19 protein-coding genes and 2 pseudogenes are annotated in these 20261 nt (G+C 74.0%); 10 read left to right on the top strand and 11 right to left on the bottom strand.

Annotated elements, in window-relative coordinates; genetic code table 11:
• Nucleotides 1-187 precede the first annotated feature (187 nt).
• Complete coding sequence (locus ABTY40_RS12650; RefSeq protein ID WP_352059529.1) at nt 188-457, top strand: hypothetical protein; 270 nt, start codon at nt 188-190, stop codon at nt 455-457.
• Nucleotides 458-738: 281 nt separating this feature from the next.
• Nucleotides 739-1926, top strand: a complete 1188-nt coding sequence (locus ABTY40_RS12645) for a thiolase family protein (protein ID WP_352059528.1) — start codon at nt 739-741, stop codon at nt 1924-1926.
• 154 nt (nt 1927-2080) lie between these two features.
• Here ABTY40_RS12645 and trxA read toward each other — a convergent pair whose 3' ends face one another.
• Nucleotides 2081-2449: a thioredoxin gene (gene trxA, locus ABTY40_RS12640; protein ID WP_309055759.1), complete on the bottom strand. Its 369-nt coding sequence runs from the start codon at nt 2447-2449 to the stop codon at nt 2081-2083.
• 113 nt (nt 2450-2562) lie between these two features.
• Here trxA and ABTY40_RS12635 point away from each other — a divergent pair, with 113 nt between their 5' ends.
• A complete protein-coding gene (locus tag ABTY40_RS12635) occupies nt 2563-4029 on the top strand; it encodes a dihydrolipoyl dehydrogenase family protein (protein ID WP_352059527.1) in 1467 nt (488 codons plus the stop codon).
• A 7-nt stretch (nt 4030-4036) separates the two neighbouring features.
• On the opposite strand, the gene ABTY40_RS12630 is transcribed toward ABTY40_RS12635, so the two are convergent.
• Complete coding sequence (locus tag ABTY40_RS12630; protein ID WP_352059526.1) at nt 4037-4639, bottom strand: TetR/AcrR family transcriptional regulator; 603 nt, start codon at nt 4637-4639, stop codon at nt 4037-4039.
• On the opposite strand from ABTY40_RS12630, the gene ABTY40_RS12625 reads away from it, so the two are divergent.
• The 3 genes from ABTY40_RS12625 (at nt 4623) to ABTY40_RS12615 (ending at nt 8219) form a co-directional block, all read left to right on the top strand.
• Nucleotides 4623-4883, top strand: a complete 261-nt coding sequence (locus tag ABTY40_RS12625) for a hypothetical protein (RefSeq protein WP_352059525.1) — start codon at nt 4623-4625, stop codon at nt 4881-4883. The genes ABTY40_RS12630 and ABTY40_RS12625 overlap by 17 nt on opposite strands.
• Before the next feature lie 117 nt (nt 4884-5000).
• Nucleotides 5001-6413, top strand: a complete 1413-nt coding sequence (locus ABTY40_RS12620) for a purine-cytosine permease family protein (RefSeq protein WP_352059524.1) — start codon at nt 5001-5003, stop codon at nt 6411-6413.
• Between the two features lie 123 nt (nt 6414-6536).
• Nucleotides 6537-8219, top strand: a complete 1683-nt coding sequence (locus ABTY40_RS12615) for an amidohydrolase (RefSeq protein WP_352059523.1) — start codon at nt 6537-6539, stop codon at nt 8217-8219.
• Nucleotides 8220-8302: 83 nt separating this feature from the next.
• Here the strand turns inward: ABTY40_RS12615 and ABTY40_RS12610 are convergent, their stop codons facing one another.
• The 3 genes from ABTY40_RS12610 to ABTY40_RS12600 all read right to left on the bottom strand — a co-directional run bounded on the left by ABTY40_RS12610 (nt 8303) and on the right by ABTY40_RS12600 (nt 9962).
• Nucleotides 8303-9007 carry a DUF305 domain-containing protein gene (locus ABTY40_RS12610; RefSeq protein WP_352059522.1) on the bottom strand — a complete coding sequence of 235 codons (705 nt, stop codon included), beginning with the start codon at nt 9005-9007 and terminating at the stop codon, nt 8303-8305.
• A 98-nt stretch (nt 9008-9105) separates the two neighbouring features.
• A complete protein-coding gene (locus tag ABTY40_RS12605) occupies nt 9106-9567 on the bottom strand; it encodes a DUF6153 family protein (protein ID WP_352059521.1) in 462 nt (153 codons plus the stop codon).
• A 50-nt stretch (nt 9568-9617) separates the two neighbouring features.
• Nucleotides 9618-9962, bottom strand: coding sequence for a tetratricopeptide repeat protein (locus ABTY40_RS12600; protein ID WP_352059520.1), 345 nt, complete (start codon nt 9960-9962; stop codon nt 9618-9620).
• A 103-nt stretch (nt 9963-10065) separates the two neighbouring features.
• On the opposite strand from ABTY40_RS12600, the gene ABTY40_RS12595 reads away from it, so the two are divergent.
• Nucleotides 10066-11031 carry a pirin family protein gene (locus ABTY40_RS12595; protein ID WP_352059519.1) on the top strand — a complete coding sequence of 322 codons (966 nt, stop codon included), beginning with the start codon at nt 10066-10068 and terminating at the stop codon, nt 11029-11031.
• Between the two features lie 221 nt (nt 11032-11252).
• On the opposite strand, the gene ABTY40_RS12590 is transcribed toward ABTY40_RS12595, so the two are convergent.
• Together ABTY40_RS12590 and ABTY40_RS12585 are read right to left on the bottom strand one after the other, a co-directional pair.
• Nucleotides 11253-12533 (bottom strand): glycoside hydrolase family 6 protein, encoded by a 1281-nt coding sequence (locus tag ABTY40_RS12590; RefSeq protein WP_352059518.1) that lies wholly within the window; start codon nt 12531-12533, stop codon nt 11253-11255.
• 82 nt (nt 12534-12615) lie between these two features.
• Nucleotides 12616-13581, bottom strand: coding sequence for a glycoside hydrolase family 6 protein (locus ABTY40_RS12585; protein ID WP_352059517.1), 966 nt, complete (start codon nt 13579-13581; stop codon nt 12616-12618).
• Between the two features lie 354 nt (nt 13582-13935).
• On the opposite strand from ABTY40_RS12585, the gene ABTY40_RS12580 reads away from it, so the two are divergent.
• The 3 genes and pseudogenes from ABTY40_RS12580 to ABTY40_RS12570 form a co-directional block, all read left to right on the top strand.
• Complete coding sequence (locus ABTY40_RS12580; RefSeq protein WP_352059516.1) at nt 13936-14949, top strand: LacI family DNA-binding transcriptional regulator; 1014 nt, start codon at nt 13936-13938, stop codon at nt 14947-14949.
• Nucleotides 14950-15033: 84 nt separating this feature from the next.
• Nucleotides 15034-15873, top strand: a pseudogene (locus ABTY40_RS12575) (glycoside hydrolase family 1 protein); the annotation flags it as partial.
• 19 nt (nt 15874-15892) lie between these two features.
• Nucleotides 15893-16132, top strand: a pseudogene (locus ABTY40_RS12570) (integrase core domain-containing protein); the annotation flags it as partial.
• On the opposite strand, the gene ABTY40_RS12565 reads toward ABTY40_RS12570, so the two are convergent.
• The 4 genes from ABTY40_RS12565 to ABTY40_RS12550 all read right to left on the bottom strand — a co-directional run bounded on the left by ABTY40_RS12565 (nt 16126) and on the right by ABTY40_RS12550 (nt 20256).
• The gene (locus ABTY40_RS12565) at nt 16126-17397 is read right to left on the bottom strand and encodes a cytochrome P450 (protein ID WP_352059515.1); all 1272 of its coding nucleotides are present in this window, start codon (nt 17395-17397) and stop codon (nt 16126-16128) included. The pseudogene ABTY40_RS12570 and the gene ABTY40_RS12565 overlap by 7 nt on opposite strands.
• Nucleotides 17398-17699: 302 nt before the next feature.
• Nucleotides 17700-18644, bottom strand: a complete 945-nt coding sequence (locus ABTY40_RS12560; RefSeq protein ID WP_352059514.1) for an endo alpha-1,4 polygalactosaminidase — start codon at nt 18642-18644, stop codon at nt 17700-17702.
• Nucleotides 18641-19303, bottom strand: a complete 663-nt coding sequence (locus ABTY40_RS12555; RefSeq protein WP_352059513.1) for a spherulation-specific family 4 protein — start codon at nt 19301-19303, stop codon at nt 18641-18643. The genes ABTY40_RS12560 and ABTY40_RS12555 overlap by 4 nt, the downstream gene beginning before the upstream one ends.
• Nucleotides 19300-20256: an NAD-dependent epimerase/dehydratase family protein gene (locus ABTY40_RS12550; RefSeq protein ID WP_352059512.1), complete on the bottom strand. Its 957-nt coding sequence runs from the start codon at nt 20254-20256 to the stop codon at nt 19300-19302. Before ABTY40_RS12550 ends, ABTY40_RS12555 begins: the two co-directional genes overlap by 4 nt.
• Nucleotides 20257-20261 lie beyond the last annotated feature (5 nt).

Below are 20261 nucleotides of genomic sequence, written 5' to 3'. Positions count from 1 at the left end.
CCGCCGACCGGGCGGGCGCCGCCGTCCCCGTACCGCTGCGGTACGAGGAGGATTCGGGGCGGGAGCTCGGCGGCGGAAGCGGAAGCCGGACGATATCCGCGCGCCCCCCGGACCCCCTGACGTCGCGGTCCGCGCCGGCCTCGCCGGTCGTCCGGCGGGACTCCCGCCGAGCGCTTAGCGTCGAGGCATGAGCACAGTCGTGAAGCGTTTCGAGATCCTGCTGGTACCGGAGCACGTCGAGGACCGCGGAGGGGCGTCGGTGGCGGACAGCGCCGTCCGCTCGGCGGTCGTGGAGGCGACCGGGCGACAGGGCGCGTCGGGCTATCCGATCTACGAAGGGCACGGCATCGTCGCCGACATCGACCCGCGGACGGGGACCGTCGAGGCCCTGCTGGTCGACGGCCGGGAACTCGACTACGGCCTGACCGCCCTGGCCCGCCCGGTGGACCCGGCCTGACCCGCGGCCGGACAGGACCGACCCGCCCGGGGCCGCCCTCCGGCCGTCCGCCCCCGGAGCCGTTCCCCTTGCCGGCGCGGCTCGCTCCTTCGGGCCCCTGTCACCCCCCTTCCCGCCGCCTGCCCCGGTCCGTCGCCGCCTCCCGGAGGGCGTTGACAGGGCGGCCCCACGGGCAGAGACTCGGCGCGCGCAGAATCGCGAAAGTTTGTTCACCAGGCGAACGGCGCACGCACCGCACCGAGTCGTTCCGAAGAGCACGCAGGCCACGTGGGAGAGAACCGATGAGCATCCGCGACGTCTACATCGTCGACGCCGTCCGTACCCCGATCGGGAAGTTCGGGGGAGCGCTCGCCGCGGTGCGCCCCGACGACCTCGCCGCGCACGTGGTCAAGGCCCTCGTCGACCGTTCGCCCGCCCTCGACCCGGAGCGGATCGACGACGTGTACTTCGGCGACGCCAACGGCGCCGGTGAGGACAACCGGGACGTGGCCCGCATGGCCGTCCTCCTCGCCGGGCTCCCCGTCTCCGTCCCCGGCGTCACCGTCAACCGGCTCTGCGGCTCCGGTCTGGAGGCCGTGATCCAGGCGGCCCGCGCCATCGCGCTCGGCGACGCCTCCGTCGCCGTCGCCGGCGGCGTGGAGTCCATGTCCCGCGCCCCGTGGGTCCTGCAGAAGCCCGAACGCGCCTTCCCCGCCGGGCACCAGCAGCTGTACTCCACCACGCTCGGCTGGCGCATGACCAACCCGCGGATGCCCGCCGACTGGACGGTGTCGCTCGGCGAGGGCGCCGAGCTGATCGCCGACAAGCACGCCCTCACCCGCGAGCAGCAGGACGCCTTCGCGCTGGCCAGCCACCGCAAAGCGGCCGAGGCCTGGGCCAAGGGCCTGTACGACGGGGAGGTCGTGCCGTACGAGGGCGTGGACCTGGTGCGCGACGAATGCATCCGCGACTCGACCTCCCTGGAGGCGCTCGCCAAGCTGAAGCCCGCCTTCCGGCCCGAGGGCGGCACCGTCACGGCCGGCAACGCCTCCCCCCTCAACGACGGTGCGGCGGCGCTGCTCCTCGTCGACGAGGAAGGACTGCGCGCCACCGGACGCGAGCCGCTCGCGCGGGTGCGGGCGTCCGCCGTCACCGGCATCGAGCCGCAGCTGTTCGGCCTCGGACCGGTGGAGGCGGTCCGGCGCGCCCTCGGGAAGGCCGGACGTTCCTTCGCGGACCTGACGACCTTCGAGCTCAACGAGGCCTTCGCGGCCCAGTCCCTCGGCTGCCTCGCGGAGTGGCCGGAGCTCGACCCGGAGATCGTCAACCCGCGCGGCGGCGCCATCGCCCTCGGGCACCCGCTCGGCGCCTCGGGCGCCCGTCTCGCCGGCGCGGTCGCCCATCAGCTGGCCGCGGCCGGCTCGGGAACGGGCCTTGCCGCGCTGTGCATCGGGGTGGGCCAAGGCCTCGCTCTCGTCCTGGAGCGCTGAGCCGGCCCCCGCACCCCCGCTCGTCACCCGTCACGTCCGCCCGGTTGCGTACACGTGCCTTTCGGCCACGGAACCGGGCGGGAGGAATCAGTGCGAGGAGACGGCGGGAACGAACCGGCGGCGGGAAACGGGCGACGGCGAGCGGCCGTTCAGGTCACTGCTTCTGCTGCTGCGCCGCGATGGACTTGCGCACCTCGTCCATGTCCAGGTTGCGCGCCTGACCGATGACGTCCTCCAGGGCGGCCTCGGGAAGCGCCCCGGGCTGGGCGAAGACGGCCACCTTGTCCCGCACGATCATCAGTGTCGGAATGGAACGGATCTCGAACGCGGCCGCCAGCTCCTGCTGCGCCTCGGTGTCCACCTTCGCGAAGACCAGATCCTGGTGACGCTCCGAGGCGGCCTCGAAGACGGGGCCGAACTGACGGCACGGACCGCACCACGAAGCCCAGAAGTCGATGAGGACGAAGTCGTTCTCGGTGACGACCTCGTCGAAGTTGTCCTTGGTGAGCTCTACGGTGCTCATGCTTCCTGCCTCTCGCGGTCTGCCGGTGGTGTCCTCACGGTCCCCTGGGGACACGCCCCGCACAACGGCGGATCCGGTCGCGCTATTCCGGCGACCTCCACCAGACTGGGCCCATGACACGAACGGTGACGGACACCCCCGGTGACGAACAGCGGCACGAGCACACCTACGACGTGGTGGTCATCGGCGCGGGCCCGGTCGGCGAGAACGTCGTCGACCGGGTGCGGGCCGCGGGCCTGAGCGCGGCGATCGTGGAGAGCGAACTGATCGGCGGCGAGTGCTCCTACTGGGCCTGCATGCCCAGCAAGGCGTTGCTCCGCCCGGCTCTCGCCCGCTCCGACGCCCGGAAGGTCCCGGGTCTGCGCGGCGCCGTCGGCGGGCCGCTCGACGCGCGCGAGGTCCTGGCGCACCGGGACGCCACCGTCGGCCACTGGAAGGACGGCGGCCAGGTGGACTGGCTGGACTCGATCGGCGTCCGCGTCCACCGGGGCCACGGGCGGCTCGACGGCCCCCGCCGGGTCACCCTCGTCCGCCCCGACGGCGGGCGCGAGGTCCTCACCGCCCGCCACGCCGTCGCCGTGTGCACCGGCAGTCGCGCCCTCCTGCCCGAACTGCCGGGCCTGGCGGACGCCCGCCCCTGGACCAGCCGGGAGGCCACCAGCGCGGACGAGGTGCCCGGCCGGCTGATCGTGGTCGGCGGAGGCGTGGTCGGCGTGGAGATGGCCACCGCCTGGCAGGCCCTCGGAGCCCGCGTGACGGTGCTGGTACGGGGCGGGGGACTGCTGCCGCGCATGGAGCCGTTCGTCGGGGAACACGTCGCCGAGGCGCTGGCCGCTCGCGGCGCCGACATCCGCACCGGCGCCTCGGTCTCCGCGGTGGAGCGCGAGGGGGACACCGGTCCCGTGACCGTGGTCCTGGAGGACGGTGCGCGGATCGAGGGCGACGAGGTGCTGTTCGCCACCGGCCGGGCCCCGCGCACCGACGACCTCGGCCTGGAGACCGTCGGCCTCGAACCGGGCTCCTGGCTCGACGTCGACGACAGTTTGCAGGTCTCCGGCAGCGACTGGCTCTACGCCGTCGGCGACGTCAACCGGCGCGCCCTCCTCACCCACCAGGGGAAGTACCAGGCCCGGATCGCGGGCGCGGCCATCGCCGCCCGCGCGAGCGGCAGCACCGACCTCGACACGGGCCGCTGGGGCGCCCACGCCGCCACCGCCGACCACGCGGCGGTTCCCCAGGTGGTGTTCTCGGATCCGGAGGCGGCGGCCGTGGGGCTCACGCTCGCGGAGGCGGAGCGGGCCGGGCACCGCGTCCGGGCCGTGGACCTGGACATGACGCAGGTCGCCGGCGCCGGCCTGTACGCGGACGGCTACCGGGGCCACGCCCGCATGGTCGTCGACCTCGAACGCGAGATCGTGCTCGGCGCCACCTTCGTCGGCCCCGGCATCGGGGAGCTCCTCCACTCGGCCACCGTCGCCGTGACGGCGGAGGTCCCCGTCGCCCGTCTCTGGCACGCCGTCCCGTCCTATCCCACGCTCAGCGAGGCCTGGCTGCGGCTGCTGGAGGCGTACCGCGGCTGATCCCCCGTCACCCGCCCCGCCCGTGCGGTGCCTTGGTGTCGCCCGTCCCGTCCGGGTGGGGCGGCACCAGGGCGCGGGCCGCCGCGCGGGCCGCTTCCAGGGCGGGCCGCGGATCCCGCCCGGACTCCTGGCCGATCACCACACGGGTGCTCAACCCGTCGAGCAGCGCCAGCAGTTCGGAGGCACGGGCCGGAACGTCCAGCGGCGCGAAGCGTTTCCGGGCGACGCCGGCCGCGAGCAGTGACTCCAGGTCCCGCCGCCAGCCCTCGTCCAGCTCGTCCTGGGCCGCGCGCAGCGAGGCGTTGCCCGCCGTACGGGCCCACAGTTCGATCCACAGGGTCCAGCGCGGGTCGCGCGGCCCGCGCGGCAGGTAGAGCCGCAGGAACAGGTCGAGCTTGCGCTCGGCCGTGATCCGCCGGGCCAGCAGGGCCCGTCGTTCCCCGGCGAGGAGCGCCTCGCTCCAGCGCAGCGCGGCCAGCAGCAACAGGTCCTTGCTGCCGAAGTAGTACAGGATGTGCCCGCCGCTGGTGCCGAGCCGTTCGGCGAGGGCGGACATGGTGAGCGAGGCGAGGCCGTCCTCGGCGATCGCCGCCATGGCCTCCTCCAGCATCCGCTCCTGCGTCACGCTCCCGTCGCGCCGTCGTCCGGCCCGCGCGCCGGCGCCCGGCGCGGCCCGCTCCGCTGCCGTCCTGGTGGGCGTTGTGGGCGACGGCTCCGCCCCCGCCCCCGCGGGCGTTCCCTCCGCCCCGGGCGCTCCGGCGGCCGGCTTCGCCGCCGCCGCCCTCGTCCGTCCCATCGCCGCCGCCACCGCCCTTTCGCTCCGTGCCGCCCCGGGGCCCGGGCCGCTCGCGTGACCGACCCTAACGCGCGGCGTCCCCGCTCTTGACGTGGGAGCCACCGTCACCCATCTTGAATGCCATTCAAAGACTTAGAACGCCATTCAAGATGGTGTCGAGCGAGGGAGGTGCGGTGTGCTCGGACACGAGCCGACGCGGGCGGAGCCCGCGACCACGGGCCGGGACGAGGTGTTCCAGGTCGAGAAGCACGGCATCGACCCCATCCCCGACGACGAACGCCACGGCAGCGCCAAGGACGTCTTCTGGCTCTGGTTCGGCTCCAACCTCACCTTCACCTACGTCATCAACGGCGCCCTCGCCGTCGCCTTCGGCCTCTCCTTCTGGCAGGCCACCGCCGTCGTCGTCCTCGGCGGCCTGTCCTTCGCCGTCATCGGCGCGGCCGGCCTCGCCGGCGTCCGCACCGGCACCGCCACCCTCGTCATCTCCCGTGCCGCCTTCGGCGTCCGGGGCAACTGGCCCGCCGGACTCCTCAACTGGGTCGTCAGCATCGGCTACACCATCGTCAACACGGTCGTCGGCACCCTCGCCCTGGAGGCCTTCCTCGCCGACCTCGGCTGGGCCGGCGGACCCCCGGCCCGCGCGCTCGCCCTCGCCGTCACCCTCACGCTGACCTTCGCGGTCGCCCTGTGGGGCCACGCCACCGTGCAGTTCGCCGAACGCTGGACGGCCTACGTCCTGGCCGCCGGTTTCGCCGTCCTCCTCGTGCTCCTGCTGCCCGGCGCGGACACCGCGGCCCCCTCGGCCGCGCCCGGGGCCGCCGGCTGGAGCCTCGCCCTCGTCGTCATGCTCGCCGGCCCCTTCTCGTACCTGCCCATGCCCGCCGACTACACCCGCTACCTGCCCCGGGCCACCTCCCTGCGGGCGGTCACCTGGAGCGGCGCCCTCGGCGGCTTCCTCTCCTCCGTCGCCCTCGGCGTCGCGGGCGTCGCCGCCGCGACGCAGACCGACATGACCGACGCCGTGGCGGGCACCGAGAGCCTGCTCCCCGGTTGGTTCCAGCCCCTCTTCCTCGCCCTGGTCCTCGGCGGCTCGGTCACCAACTCGATCATCACCCTCTACTCCTCCAGCCTGAACCTCCAGGTCCTCGGCATCCCGTGGAGCCGCGCCCGCGCCCTCCTCATCAGCGCCGGCGTCACCGCCGCCGGCTCGCTCGGCGCCCTCTTCCTCACCGACTTCACCACCTCGCTGCTCTCCTTCCTCTCCCTCCTGATCATCGTCTTCGCGCCCTGGGGCGGCGTCTTCCTCGCCGACATGGTGCTGCGCCGCTGCGCCTACGACCCGGCCGCCCTCCACGCGGGCGCGGGCGGCGCCTACTGGTACCGCGCGGGCTGGCATCCGGCCGGGGGCACCGCCCTCCTCGCCGGCATGCTGTTCGCCGCGCTCACCTGCGACTCCGCACTCTGGACCGGCCCTCTGGTCGCCCCGCTGGGCGGCGCCGACCTGACCCTGCTCGGCGCCCCCGTCGCCGCCCTGGTGTACGTCCTCCTCGCCCGCGGCACCGTCGCTCCGGCGCCCCGCGACGCCTGAGCGCGCATCCCCCGGACCCGGATTGCCGCGCCCCGCCTGCGGGAGCCGCACCGGCCTCACCCCGCCCCGGCCCGTCCCTCCTCGCCCTCCGTTCCCCTCCCGTACGACCCGGAGCTCTGCCACGTGAACCGCGCCACCCCCGCCGACCTCGTCCTCACCGGCGCCCGCATCCACACCGTCGACCCCGGCCTGCCCGAGGCGGAGGCCCTCGCCGTCCGCGACGGGCGCATCGTGTGGCTCGGTCCGGCCGCCGACGCGTCCGGGCACACCGGTCCTGCCACGCGGGTCATCGACGCGGACGGCCGACTGGTCCTGCCCGGTTTCATCGACGCCCACAACCACGTCCGTCTCGGCTCCGACGACGCGTGCGTGCAACTCGCGGGCGCCCGGACCCTCGACGCCGTCCGCGCCCGGATCGCCGACTGGCGCGCCGCCCATCCGGACGCCCCCTGGATCGAGGCCGAGGGCTTCGACTACTCCGCCGTGCCCGGCGGGCGCATGCCGACCGCCCCCGACCTCGACCCCGTCACCGGCGGCACCCCCGCGATCGTCCTCAGCTACGACGTGCACACCGCCTGGCTCAACACCGCGGCCCTGCGCCGCCTCGGCGTCACCCGGGACCGTACCGACCTGCCCTTCGGCCGGGCCGTCACCGATCCGCACACCGGTGAACCGACCGGATTCGTGAGGGACTTCGCGGTCAAGGGGCTCTCGCGCGAAGGCCACCGCGCCCTGCGCGACCTCGGCGTCCCCTGGGCCTCGCCCGACCGTCAGTACGGCCGCCTGGCCAAGAGCCTCGACGACGCCATCGGCTACGGCATCACCACCGTCGTCGAACCGCAGAACTCCCTGGACGACCTCGCCCTCTTCCGGCGCGCCCGCGCCGAGGGCCGGCTGCGCTCCCGGATCGTCGCCGCCCTCTTCCATCCGCGCGGCACCACCGACGCCGACCTGGACGCCTTCGAGGAAGCGGCCCGGCGGTACGCGGACGACCGGCTGCGCGTCGGCCCGCTCAAGCTGTACATCGACGACGTGGTGGAACCGCGTACCGCGGCGCTCCTGGAGCCGTACGCGGGCTGCGCCCACCACCGGGGCGACACCTTCTACCCGCCCGAGGAGTTCGCCGGGCTCCTCACCCGCCTCGACGCGCGCGGCTTCCAGTGCTTCGTCCACGCGACCGGCGACCGGGGCATCCGTACCGTCCTCGACGCCGTCGCCCGCGCCCGCGCCGTCAACGGGTCCCGGGACGCCCGCCACCAGATCGTCCACGTGGAGTGCCTCGACCCGGCCGACACCCCGCGCTTCGCCGAACTCGGCGTCGTGGCCTGCATGCAGCCGCGCCACGCCGCACCCGACATCGCGGGACCGGGCCAGGACTGGGCCGAGAACATCGGCCCCGACCGCTGGCACAAGGCCTGGCCGCTGCGCAGCCTGCGCGAGGCCGGCGCCGTCCTCGCCCTCTCCAGCGACTGGAACGTCGCCGAGATGGACCCCATGGTCGGCATCCACGCCGCCGTCACCCGCCGCCCGGTCGGCGGCGGCGAGCCCTGGACGGAGAGCGAGACGATCGACGTCGCCGCCGCCGTCGAGGGCTACACCATGGGCTCCGCCTACGCGAACTTCCTCGAGCGGGACCGCGGCTCGCTGACCGTGGGCAAGCTCGCCGACTTCGTCGTCCTCTCCCGCGACATCCTCCGGATCGCGCCGGAGGAGATCCCGGGCACGGTGGCCGAGACCGTCGTCGTCGGCGGCGAGATCGTCGCGGAGCGGGGACGCCCGCTCGCCGTCCACGCCCCGGGGGAGTGAGACGGGCGGTACGGAGACGGGGGCGGTGCCGGAACGGGGGCGGCCCGCGCCGTCAGGCACGGACCGCCCCTGCGGCGTTTCGGTCAGAGCCGGTCGAGGATCTTCCGCAGTTCGGCGATCTCGGCGGACTGGGTCCGGACGACGTCGTCGGCGAGCCGCTTGGCCGTGGCGTTGCGACCGTCGCGCCGCTCCTGCCGCGCCATGTCGACGGCGCCGTCGTGGTGGGCGATCATCAGCTCGGCGAAGAGGCGGTCGAAAGCCTTGCCCTTCGCGGCGGCGAGCTGCTTCATCTGCTGCTCGGTCATCATGCCGGACATGCCGTGGCCGCTCCCGTGGTCCATGGGGGCGGACTCCGGCTCGCCCCACTCCTTCAGCCAGTCGCGCATCTTCCGGATCTCCGGGTCCTGCGCCCGCTCGATCGCGGCGACCAGCTTCTTGACCCCGGGGCCCTCGGCGCGGCCGTCGGCCAGTCGCGCCATCTCCAGTGCCTGCTGGTGGTGCGGGATCATCATCTGCGCGAACATCACGTCCGCGTCGTTGAAGGGCCCCGGGGCGGCCGTGCCCGAGCTGGTGCCGGTCCCGGCGGTGGGGGCGGCCGTCGCGCTCGGCGTGGCGGTGGACGTCGCCGCCGCGGACGTACCGCCGTGGTGGGTGTCCTTCGCCGCGTCGTCGGTGCCGCAGGCGGCGAGCAACAGCCCGGCCGACAGGACGGCGCCGATCAGCGCGGGCGTCCGCCGGGTGCGGCGGGCGCGAGGGGCCTCGGTGGTGCGAGGGGTCAGGGAACGCATGGTGATACCTCGTGAACTGGGTCGTACGGATCGATGAGGGCGGGCCGGGGCAGCCCACGCGGCGCGGGGCGCGCGTGGAGCGTGCGGGGGTCAACGGCCTAGATCCGCAGGACGGACAGTTCGGCGAGGTCGGGAGGGCGGCGGGGCGGCGCGTGGGGTCCCGCCGCTCGGGTGCGGTGCGCGTGGAGGAGGTGCAGCCAGTCGGTGCGGCGGCGCAGTGCCGCGCGGACGAAGCCCGCGAGCAGCCAGCCGGCGAGGACGGCCACGCAGAGCGTGGTCATGTCCATCCCCGTGCCGGTTCCGTGCCCGGCGTCCGGCGCGCCCGGGTGGTGCCTGTCGGCCGTGTCCTCGGTGTGGAGGTCGGTCGTGGTGCCGCCGTGATGAGCGGCCGTGCCGGGGGAGTGGGCGGCGGCCGCTCCCGGATCCGCTCCCGTCCCGGAGCCCTCGGGGTGCCCGGTGGAATGCATCATGAAGACGCCGAGCGCGAGCAGGCCGACGAGCAGCAGGTGCGCCAGGGCACCTCCCGCTCGTCGCCCGTGCCGGGCCCGGCCTCCCCACATGATCAGGACCTCCGGGACCGACCATACCGCGTGGGGGTATCAGTTCCGTGTCAGGACGGCAGCTCGCCGGCCATGGCGGCGGCCATCCGGAGGTGCGGCGCCGCCTCGTCCGCGCGCCCCTGGCGCTCCAGCGTGCGCCCGAGCATGAGGCGGGCGTACTGCTCGACCGGGTCGCGCTCCAGGATCTCGCGGAGCTCCGCCTCGGCCCGGGAGAGCTGGGCGGAGTGGTAGTAGGCACGGGCGAGGAGGAGCCGCTGCGCCGTCTGGTCCGGGTGCTCGGCCACGAGGCCGCGCAGGATGCAGACGGCGGTTCCGTACTCCTTGGCGTCGAAGAACAGACGGGCCCGGTCCCAGCGCTCCCCGGCCGTTCCGAACTCGTAGTACGTGTCGCTCACTGCTCTCCCCTTCCGGGGTTCCGGATCTGCCACCCTGGCAGGTGGTCGATCGGTTCAACACGAGCCATTGGTTGAACATTCCACTAAGAATGGGTGGAGCGTCATGAGCAATCTTGAGCGTCAGGCCTCGCTGACCGTCTGCGGCGGTCGTGGCTTCGTCGTCGCCGAGCCGGTACGGGAGCTCCTCAGCCCGCGCCACGTCCGCCTCGGCGAGTCGACCGAGGTCCGCCGGCTCCTGCCCAACCTGGGGCGCCGCATGGTCGGCGCCTGGGTCTTCGTCGACCACTACGGCCCCGACGACATCGCGGACGAGCCCGGCATGCAGGTCCCACCCCACCCCCACATGGGACTGCAGACCGTGAGCTGGCTCCACGAGGGCGAGGTCCTGCACCGCGACTCCACCGGCAGCCTCCAGACCATCCGCCCGCGCGAACTGGGCCTCATGACCTCCGGCCGGGCCATCTCCCACTCCGAGGAGAGCCCCCGCCCGCACGCCCGCCACCTGCACGGCGCCCAGCTGTGGGTCGCCCTCCCCGACACCCACCGCCACGTGGAACCCCACTTCCAGCACCACGCCGACCTCCCCCGGGTCACCGCCCCCGGCCTGACGGCCACCGTCCTCCTCGGCTCCCTCGACGGCGCCACCTCCCCGGGCACCACCTACACCCCGCTCGTCGGCGCCGACCTCGCCCTCACGGCGGGCACGGAGACCCGCCTCCCCCTCGACCCCGACTTCGAGTACGCCGTCCTCTCCATGTCCGGCGAGACCGACGTCGACGGCGTCCCCGTCCTCCCCGGCTCCATGCTCTACCTCGGCTGCGGCCGAACCGCCCTCCCCCTCCGGGCCGCCTCGGACGCCGGCCTGATGCTCCTCGGCGGCGAACCCTTCGCGGAGGAGATCGTCATGTGGTGGAACTTCGTCGGCCGCACGGACGAGGAGATCCGGAAAGCGAGGGAGGACTGGATGACGTCCGACCGCTTCGGCGAGGTGAAGGGGTACGACGGGGGCCGGCTGAACGCGCCGGAGGTCCCGGCGAACCGGCTGAAGGCGCGGGGTAGGGTGCGCTGACCTGGGGTTTTCTCTGTCGAGTCGATGCAGGGGCGGGGGCTGCTCGGCCCCTGGCCGTGGCCTTACCTCACCGAGGCCGTGTGGTCGGGGATCTGGAGCGGAGATGAGTGACGCCCGCCGTCCACCCTCAGCGGTCGTGACGGCGGCGGTGCGCACGCGGCCTCACCTGCTCCGGTCCCGGGCGGGAGCCCGCCCGGGACCGGGCGCGGGAGGAGCGGGCATCAGCGGTTGAAGGTCAACCGCGGGGCCGCGTTGCGGGCCAGGGTGTGGGCCTGGTCGGGCCACCAGGTGCCGGCCGGCGGGTCGACGATGCCGTACTCGGGGTCGATCGTGCCGCCGGTGTTGCGCGTGCAGCTGCCGTCGGACTCGCCGGGGATCTTGATCCACAGGTAGGCGTCGACGAGCGGGACACCGGTGTCGGCGGTCGGGCGCGGGCCGAGGCCGCGGCCGGGCGCGTTGCACCAGATTTCCGGGTCGCCGGTGTACTTGCCGGGCTCCGGGGTCCAGGCGCCCAGACCGTTGCGGCTGGTGTCGATGACGAAGTGCTCCAGCGCGTCCGCGGGCGGGGTGCCCATGGCCTGGTCGTACCAGGCGTCGGTCCAGCGCCAGGTGGCGGGGTCGGCGGAGTCGACCGCGTTGCCCGGGGCGCCGTCGTTGGGCGCGGCGGCCGAGTAGTACTGGGTGGCGCACCAGTCGGTGTGGCCGCGGGCGTGCTCGGGCCCCTCGGTGGCGTACCACATGCACTTGGCGATCCAGGTGCCGTAGCGCGCGTTGTGGTCGGTGGGGTGGGTGTTGGAGACGTTGAGGGCGAAGCCGTCGCTGTCCCGGACCCCGGCGTCGAGCAGCCGCCGGGCCATCTCGCCGACGGGTCGCCACAGGACGTTGCCCGCGTCGAGGTAGACCGCGGTGCGGGCCTTGGACTTGAGGGTCCTGACCGCGTAGGCGAGGTCGGCGACGCGGGTCGCCGTGAGCTCGCCGGTCGGGTCGACGTCCGGCCCGCAGTCGTTCGGGAGGAGCGCCAGGCCGTCGGGTTCGACCACGACAACGGCCTTGCTGTCGCCGATGCCGGCGGCGAAGGCGTCGATCCACTGCCGGTAGGCGGCGGAGGACGCGGCGCCGCCGCTGGAGTACTGGGAGCAGTCGCGGCCCGGGACGTTGTACGCGACCAGGACGGGGGTGCGGTTCACCACCCGGGCCTCGCGGACGAGGCCCCTCACCTTGGCCCGGACCTCGTCGGGCGTGCCCTCGGTGAACCACTCGGCCTGCGGCCAGCTCGCGAGCCGGGCCATGTTCACGGCGTTCGTGAGGTCGCCGTTCCGGAGGTCGGTGAGCGCCTGCTTGGCGGCCTTGCTCTCCGGGTCCACGTAGAAGCGGGTGGCAGGGGTGAGCGGGTCCGTGGTGGGTGCGGCCTGCGCCTGCCCCTGCGTCGCGGTGAGGGCGGCGCAGGCCGCGAGTGCCGCGAGGGCGGCGGTCGCACGGCGCCGTAGGGTGCGTGGCTTCATGGGGGCTCCTGGTCGGAGGGACGGGGGTGATACCTGTGGCCCGGTCGCGGGGCGGCGGAGTCCGGGCCACAGGAGTCGGATGTCAGTAGCCGTAGATCATCTTGTAGGCGACCTCCGGGAGGAACTGGCCGGCCGTGGAGCCGGTCCCGACGCCGCAGTTGCCGTCGGATTCGCCGGGCGCCTTGATCCACAGCAGCATCTCGGCGCCGCCGCCGAGCCGGGTGGGCGTGCCGATGCGGCGGCCGGCGGCGTTGCACCACTCGCCGTTCGAGCCGTTGCCGTTGCGGCTGGTGTCGACGACGAACGGTTTGGTGTAGCCGTAACGGGCGGCCAGTTCGCCGTTGACGGCGTTGCCGTAGGCGGTGTTCTGAGTGGTGGTGTAGTGGTTCGAGATGTTGAGGGAGAAGCCGTGTGCCTGCCGGAGTCCGGCGTCGTGGAGGCGCTGGGCCATCGTCGCCGCGCTGATCCAGCCGGGGTTGCCGGCGTCGAGGTAGACCCAGGTGTTCGGTGCCTGGCGGTTGAACTCGGCGACGGCGCCGCTGATCATGCCCTGGCGTTCGCGGACCTGGGTCGGGGTCAGGCAGCCGTAGTCCGCGAGGGAGTCGGGTTCGAGGAGGACGACGGCCGGGCGGCCCGCGACCCCGCCGGCGAACTGGGCGATCCAGGACGCGTAGGCGGAGGGCGACGAGGCGCCGCCGCCGGAGTGCCCGCCGCACGAGTCGCGGAGGTGGATGTTGTACGCGACCAGGATGGGCAGCTTGTCCTGCTGGTCCGCCGCGCCGACGTACGCGCCGGTCGCGGTGCCTATGGTGCCGCTCCAGGAGCCGAACCAGCGGGCCATGGGCGTGTTGGCGAGGGACGTGTTGATCGCGGGGGTGCGTCCGTCGCCGGGGTTGGCGGCGACCCACTTCTTCGCACTGGAGTTGGGGTCCACGTAGAACCCGCTGGTCATGGTGGTGGGGTCCGCCGCGTGGGCGGTCGGGGCGATGACGAGCACCAACGGCAGCGCGGAGAGGGCTGCGACGAGGGCGCGGATTCGGCGGCGCATGGCTGTACCTCGGTTTCCTGACGGCGGACGCGTCGCACCGCTCTCGTCCCGAGCGGTGCGGCGCACTGAGGAAGTGCGGTGGTACGAGGTCCCCGGTGAGGCCGTGGCTCCGACCTCGGGGACACCAGCGCGCCTCGGACGTACGAGACCCTTGGGAGCGCTCCCATTGGAAGCGGTTCCAGTCCTGCGGTCGGTAGGTCCGGGGCGTGGCCGTATCGTGTGTTCCGCTGATCGTCACTGTCAAGTGGCCTCGCGTAACCGACACTTCACATGACGGTGATCACCCTTTACAGTTCTGGAACTGGAAGCGCTTCCAGCCTTCCAGGCGTTCAGGCCACGACAGGAAGGCGGATCATGGCCGGAGATATGCCGCGCCGGCAGTCGACCCTCGAGGAGGTGGCCGAACTGGCCGGAGTCTCAAGGTCGGTGGCCTCGCGTGTGCTCAACAACGCCCCGCACGTCAGCCCCGCCAAACGCGAGGCGGTCGAACGGGCCGTCCACCGACTCGGCTACGTACCGAACCCGACCGCCCGGGCGCTCGCGACCCGGCAGACCGGCGCGGCCGCCCTGATCGTCTCGGGGGAGGATCCGTCGATTTTCGCGGATCCGTTCTTCGCCCAGGTGATCGTGGGGGCCTCGGCGGCCCTGGAGGACGCCGACCTGCACTTGATGCTGTGTCTGGCCGCCTCCGACCGGGGGCGCAGGCGCGTGGAGCAGCTGCTCCGGTCCAAGGGCGCGGACGGCGTGATGCTCATGGCGCTGCGCGAGGACGATCCACTGGCCCGCATGGCGCAGGAGGCGGAGATGCCGGTCGTGTTCGGCGGGCGCCCCGTCGGTTTAGACCCCCGGTGGTACGTGGACGTCGACAACGCCGGCGGGGCGCGCGCGGCGACCGAGCGCCTGATCTCGCTCGGCCGGACCCGCGTCGCCACGATCTGCGGACGCCTGGACACCGAGGTGGGGCGAGCCCGTCACCGCGGCTACCGGGACGCGATGCTGGCGGCGGGCCTGGAACCGTATCCTCCGCAGGCCGGAGACTTCACCGAGCCGAGCGGAGCGGAGGGCATGGCCGCGCTGCTGGAGCGCCACCCCGACCTGGACGGGGTGTTCGCCGCCAGCGACAACATGGGTGTGGGGGCGCTGCGCGCCCTGCGCGGGGCCGGCCGCCGCGTCCCGGACGACGTCGCCGTGATCGGGTTCGACGACCTGGCCGTGGCCCGCATCGCCGATCCGCCGCTGACCACGGTGCACCAGCCCATAGAGGGTCTCGGCCGTGAGATGGCGCGCATGCTCGTCGCGCTCCTCGACGGACAGGCCCCCACCCCGCTGATCCTCCCCACCCGCCTGGTCGTCCGCGTCAGCGCCTGACTGGCCGTGTCGCGGGCGGGTCGCCGGCCCCCGCCCGCGGCGAATCAAGCTCCGCCGTGTGCTCGCGTCCGTCTGCTCGTCCATGCCCTGCACGCGGCCCACCACCTCAACCTCGGCCATGGCCGCGCCACCGCGGCCCTGCGCGCGTCCCTGCCCGCCCACGCCCGGGTCGCGGTCTCCCTCAACCTCCACCAGGTCCGGCCGCTCACCACGGACCCCGCCGACCTCGACGCGGCCCGCCGCATCGACGCCGTCGCCAACCGCATCTTCACCGGCCCGATGCTCTCCGGCGGATACCCGGACGACCTCCTCGCCGACACCGCCCACGTCGTCGACTGGGACGCCCTCGTCAGGCCCGGCGACGAGGCCGCCATCGGCACCCCCATCGACCTCCTGGGCGTCAACTACTACACGCCCGCCATCGTCTCCGGCCCCGGGTCCGGACCGCCCGCGACCGACCACGCCCACGGCGAGAGCGACCACTCGCCGTGGCCCGGCTCCGAGCACGTCCTGTTCCACCGCCCGCCCGGCGAGACCACCGACATGGGCTGGGCCATCGACCCCACCGGGCTCTACGACCTCCTGACGGCCGTCTCCCACGCCCACCCCGGCCTCCCGCTGGCAGTCACCGAGAACGGCGCCGCCTTCCCCGACGTCCCCGCGGCGGACGGCCGGATCAACGACCACGACCGGATCGACTACCTCCACCAGCACCTCGCGGCCGTCCACCGGGCCATCGCCGACGGCGCGGACGTCCGCGGCTACTTCCTCTGGTCGCTGCTCGACAACTTGGAGTGGGCCTACGGATACGAGAAGCGCTTCGGCGCCGTCCACGTCGACTACGCCACCCAACTGCGGACCCCGAAGCGCAGCGCCCGATGGTACGCCAGGGCCATCGCCGCGAACGCGATCCCGGGTCTCTGAGCCGCCAGGTGTATTGCTCACGAGCGTTGTTCACGCTGGTTGGGTCTTGATCATGGCGAAGACCTCCGGTGTGGTGGAGGTGTCCAGGCTGCACCGCACCCTGCTCGACGAGTGGGCCTACCTGCGGCCCTCCACCTCACACCACGAGCGGACAGCGGCTCGGTCAGACTTCCTCCACACCTACAACGACCACCGCTGCCACACCGCACTCAACGGACACCCGCCCATCACCCGCGTCAGCAACGCCGCGGATCAATACAGCTGGGCGGTCACCCGGACTCGTAGAGGAGCGCGGAAGGACAGCAGGCCGAGGATCGGCGGTCGCCCGTCCGCCGGGGCGATACGGGCGTCGGGGAGGCGGCGGGCCGCGACGCGGAGGGCGACGGCGGCTTCCGTCCGGGCCAACGAGGCGCCCGGGCAGCGGTGCCGCCCCACGCCGAAGGACAGGTGGTGGCGGGCGTTGGCACGGTGCGGGCACATCTGGTCCGGGGCGTCGAACATCTCCGGGTCCGAGCCGCTGCCCATGAGCATCAGCAACAGCTGTGCCCCGGCGGGGACGTGCACACCGCCGAGCGTCACGGGCTCGGCGGCCACCCGCCGCCAGGTGGTCACCGGTGGTTCGCGCCGTAGTACCTCCTCCACCCACGCCTCGGCCAGGCCCTGTTCGTCGGCCGCGCGCGACCACAGGCCCGGCTCGGACAGGGCCCGGTGCAGCGTGGTGGAGATGAGCTGCCCGGTGGTGGACTGGCCGGCGATGAAGACGAAGAAGCACGCGCCGACCGCGGTCCCGACGTCCACCGGTCGGCCGTCCGGCAGGCGGTGGCGGCTCAGCGCCTCGACGAAGCTGCCGGGCCGCGCCGGAGCGTCGCTCACGGTCGCGGTGAGCCACTGGTGGAACTCGCCGACGAGAGCCGCCAGTTCCAGCTGCCGCTCGGGTGTGGGCCTGCCCCAGAACAGTTCCAGTGAGGCGTCGCTCCAGCGGATCAGGGTGGCGGGGTCGACGCCGTCGATGCCGAGGAGCTCCATCAGCACCCGGCAGGGCAGGATCTGGGCGTAGGACTCGAACAGGTCGCAGTGGCCGGCCGAGGCGAGGCGCCGCTGCGCGGCGTCGAGGAGCTCGTCGGCGACGCGCTCGATGACGGGAACGGCCGCGGCGACGCGCTGGGCGTTGAAGAACCGGGTGACCACGCGCCGCAGACCATGGTGGCTGTCCGTGCCGTTGTTGGCGAGCGCGGGCGCAAGCCTGAAGCCGGCCCGGGCCAGTACCCGCAGCACGCCGACGGGCAGCGGGGTGACGGCGTCCTGCGCGTTGTCGGGGTGGAACACCGCCGGGTCCAGCAGGACGCGCCGGATGTCGTCGTACCGGCTGACCAGCCACAGCCCGGTGCCCGGGTCCTGGTGCACGGGGGCGTCGCCCCGCAACGCGTCCAGCCAGGGGTAGGGGTCGCGGACGAACTCGTCTCCGAACAGGTCGAGCCGGGACATCGCGGCAGGCGAGGGCAGGTCGAGGTCCTGGGGAGTCACGGCCGGACGCTAACACGCACGGGATTCGGCGTTCCCCAGGTGTGTCCGGCGTCACGGGGGCGGGCGCTGTCGGGGCCTGTGGGGTGCAGGCCCAGGGTGTGAGGGCCCGCGTGGTGCCGCACAGATCTGGAGGGCACGGTCGATCACCGGGAAGATCCCTGCTCGACGGCCAGGTGCGGCCTGGCCTCCCTGCTCAAGGAGTACGACTCCGACGACGGCACGGACCACGTCCAGGCCACCCGCACCGTCGGTGCCTCAGGCGAACCCGCCAACGGCACGTGGACGCTGCTCGCCTCCCGAAGTCAGCAGGGGCGGCGCCAGACGCCGAGTTCGGGGTGCTTCAGCATGGACGACAGTCGCAGGGCCCGGGCCTCGGGGCAGAAGCGGTGGGCCGGCTGGGTGTATTCCACGTGGAAGACGGCCTTCCCGGCGGCGACGAACGGTTCGAGCAGGGCGCACTCCCCGAACTCCGCGCACTCCTCGTTGACCGCGAAGTCGAAGTCGTCGACGAGTACGGGGATCTGGGCCAGGTTGTTCTTCAGGCCCACCGCCAGACCCCGCTCGTGGGCGATGGCGGCGATCATACGGTTGTAGCGGAGCTGGTCCCGGGCCGTCAGCGGGAAGCCGGTGTCGTCCGCGTACCCCTCGACCAGGTCCGGCTCCACCGCGTCGAACCCCTTGTCGCGGCACATGTCGAAGCGCCGCTCCATGAGCGGGCGCAGCACCGCCAGGCGGCGGATGTCGAGCCAGCGCTCCCCGTCCCAGCCGTTGGGGCGGCCCAGGACGGACCGGGGGAAGGCGTCGCGGTCGGGGCGGAAGTCCTCCCAGGCGCCGACGTTCACGTAACAGATGACCTTCCGTCCGGCCCGGTGCAGCCGGGCCACGTCGGCGGCACTGTTCTCGAACCCGTCGATGTCGTACACCGCCACGTCGACCGAGGGGTCCACCCGGCCGTCGAGCTGCCACTGCCAGCTCAGACCGGGCCGCGGCTGCCACCTCCGCCCGGTCGCCGGAGTGCCCCCCGGCCGGACCGTACCGTCCGGCGAGGCCGTTCCGTCCGGGGCGGGGCTCCGGTCGGGGGAGCCCGTACGGTCGGGCGGAGCCGTACGGGCGGGCGGAGCCGTACGGGCGGGAGCCGTCGAGCCCGCCCCCGCACCCGGCTCCGTACCCGCCCCGGCGCACCCCGCGAGCGCGGTCAGCAGGAGCAGGACCGCCACGACGGCCGCCGCGGCGCCCCGGCGGTTCACCGCTCCGCCTCCGTCAGCGCGGGGGTCAGCCCCGCCCACGGGTTGGGAAGTTCCCCCGTCACCGGGCCGCAGACCTCGGCTCCCCGCTCCCGCGCCGTCCGCACGGCGAGCGGCACCAGCGGCCGCGGCACCCCGTACACGAGGTGGCACAGCCGGCCCGAGGACGGCCGCGCCGCCCACCCCGGCCGGCTGAACCCGGACACGTACGTGGACCACGGCCCCTCGAAGGTGACGGTCAGGTCGGCCAGCCGGGCGTAGCCGGGGGCCGGGTGGACCCCGGGGTTGAGGACGACGGTCGTGGCCCCGGCCCGGCGCAGCCCGCGCACCAGGCGCCGGCACTCCGCCAGTCCCTCCCGCCGGGCGGTCGTCCGGTCCAGGAAGCAGCCGTCCACCCCGTACCACTCCCGGTGTCGCCGCCAGTCGGCGACGACGCGCTCCGTCCCGCGCATCCCGTAGTCGGTGTCCACGTAGCCGAGGAGCCGTGCCCCGGTCGCGCTCAGGGCCCGGGCCGCCGCGGTGAAGGCCGGATCCGGCGCGTCACCCGGACCGCTCGCCGGGTTGATCACCACCCCGTAGGTCCGCTCGGTCGCCGTGATCAGCCGCCGCCACGCCTCCGGGTCCTCGGCGGGGTGGACGTACAGCGGGATCAGCAGGTTCACGGCGCGGCCACCTCCTCGGGGGCGCGGGCCGGTGACCGTGCCGCCCACAGCGCGGCGGCCGAGTCACCGAGGGAGTGCACGGGCCGCCAGTCGAGCGACTCGCGGGCGGCGGTGACGGAGGAGCACTGCCAGGAGACCCGCGCGGACCGGTCGGAACCGCCGCCGTCCCCCTCGTCGATCCGGCCGGTGAACCCGGCCGCGTCCGCCAGCTTCCGCACCAGCTCCCGTACGGGCACGGCCTCGCCGCCCGAGACGTTCAGGACGGGTGGTACGGGACCGGCGGCGGTGACCGCCAGCTCCACCGCCCGCGCCACGTCCCGTACGTCGACGAAGTCGCGGTACGCCGACAGGTCGCCCAACCGCAGCACCCGCTCCGCCTCCGTCCCGGGCCCGGCCCCCCTTACGGGCCCGGCACCGGCCAGGCCTGCCAGGAGGTCCGCGACCCGGCCCGGCAGTCCGGTCTCCGGGGCCCCGGCCCCCACCGGATTGCCGACCCGGAGCACCACGGCGTCCAGGCCGGACGCCGTCACCGCCACCGTGCCGGCCAGCTTGGTCGCCCCGTACGGCCCGGCGGGGGCGCAGGGGTCGGACTCCGCCGCCGGACGGCCGGGGGCGCCCGGACCGTACTCGGCGGCGGAGCCCAGGTGGACCAGCCGGGCGCCGGGCGCGGCCTCCCGCAGCGCCGCGCACAGCGCGGCCGGGCCGCGCGCGTTGACCTCCGCGAGATGGACGGCGTCACCACCGGTCGCGCCGGCGCAGTTGACGACGGCGTCGGGCGCCGCCGCCGTGAGCACCCGGGCCAGGGCACGGGGACGGTCGGCGGCGAGGTCCACGGGCACGTCGGCCGCCGGGGAGCGGCCCCCGGTGAGCACCGTGGTGCCGGGGCGCGCCCGCAGCCGCTCGGCCACATGGCCGCCCAGGTACCCGCCGGCGCCGAGGAGGAGGATGCGCATCGGTA

The sequence above is a fragment of the Streptomyces sp. NPDC126503 genome (assembly GCF_040302405.1).
Classification (GTDB): domain Bacteria; phylum Actinomycetota; class Actinomycetes; order Streptomycetales; family Streptomycetaceae; genus Streptomyces; species Streptomyces gulbargensis.
This window is presented reverse-complemented; position numbering and strand designations above follow the sequence as displayed.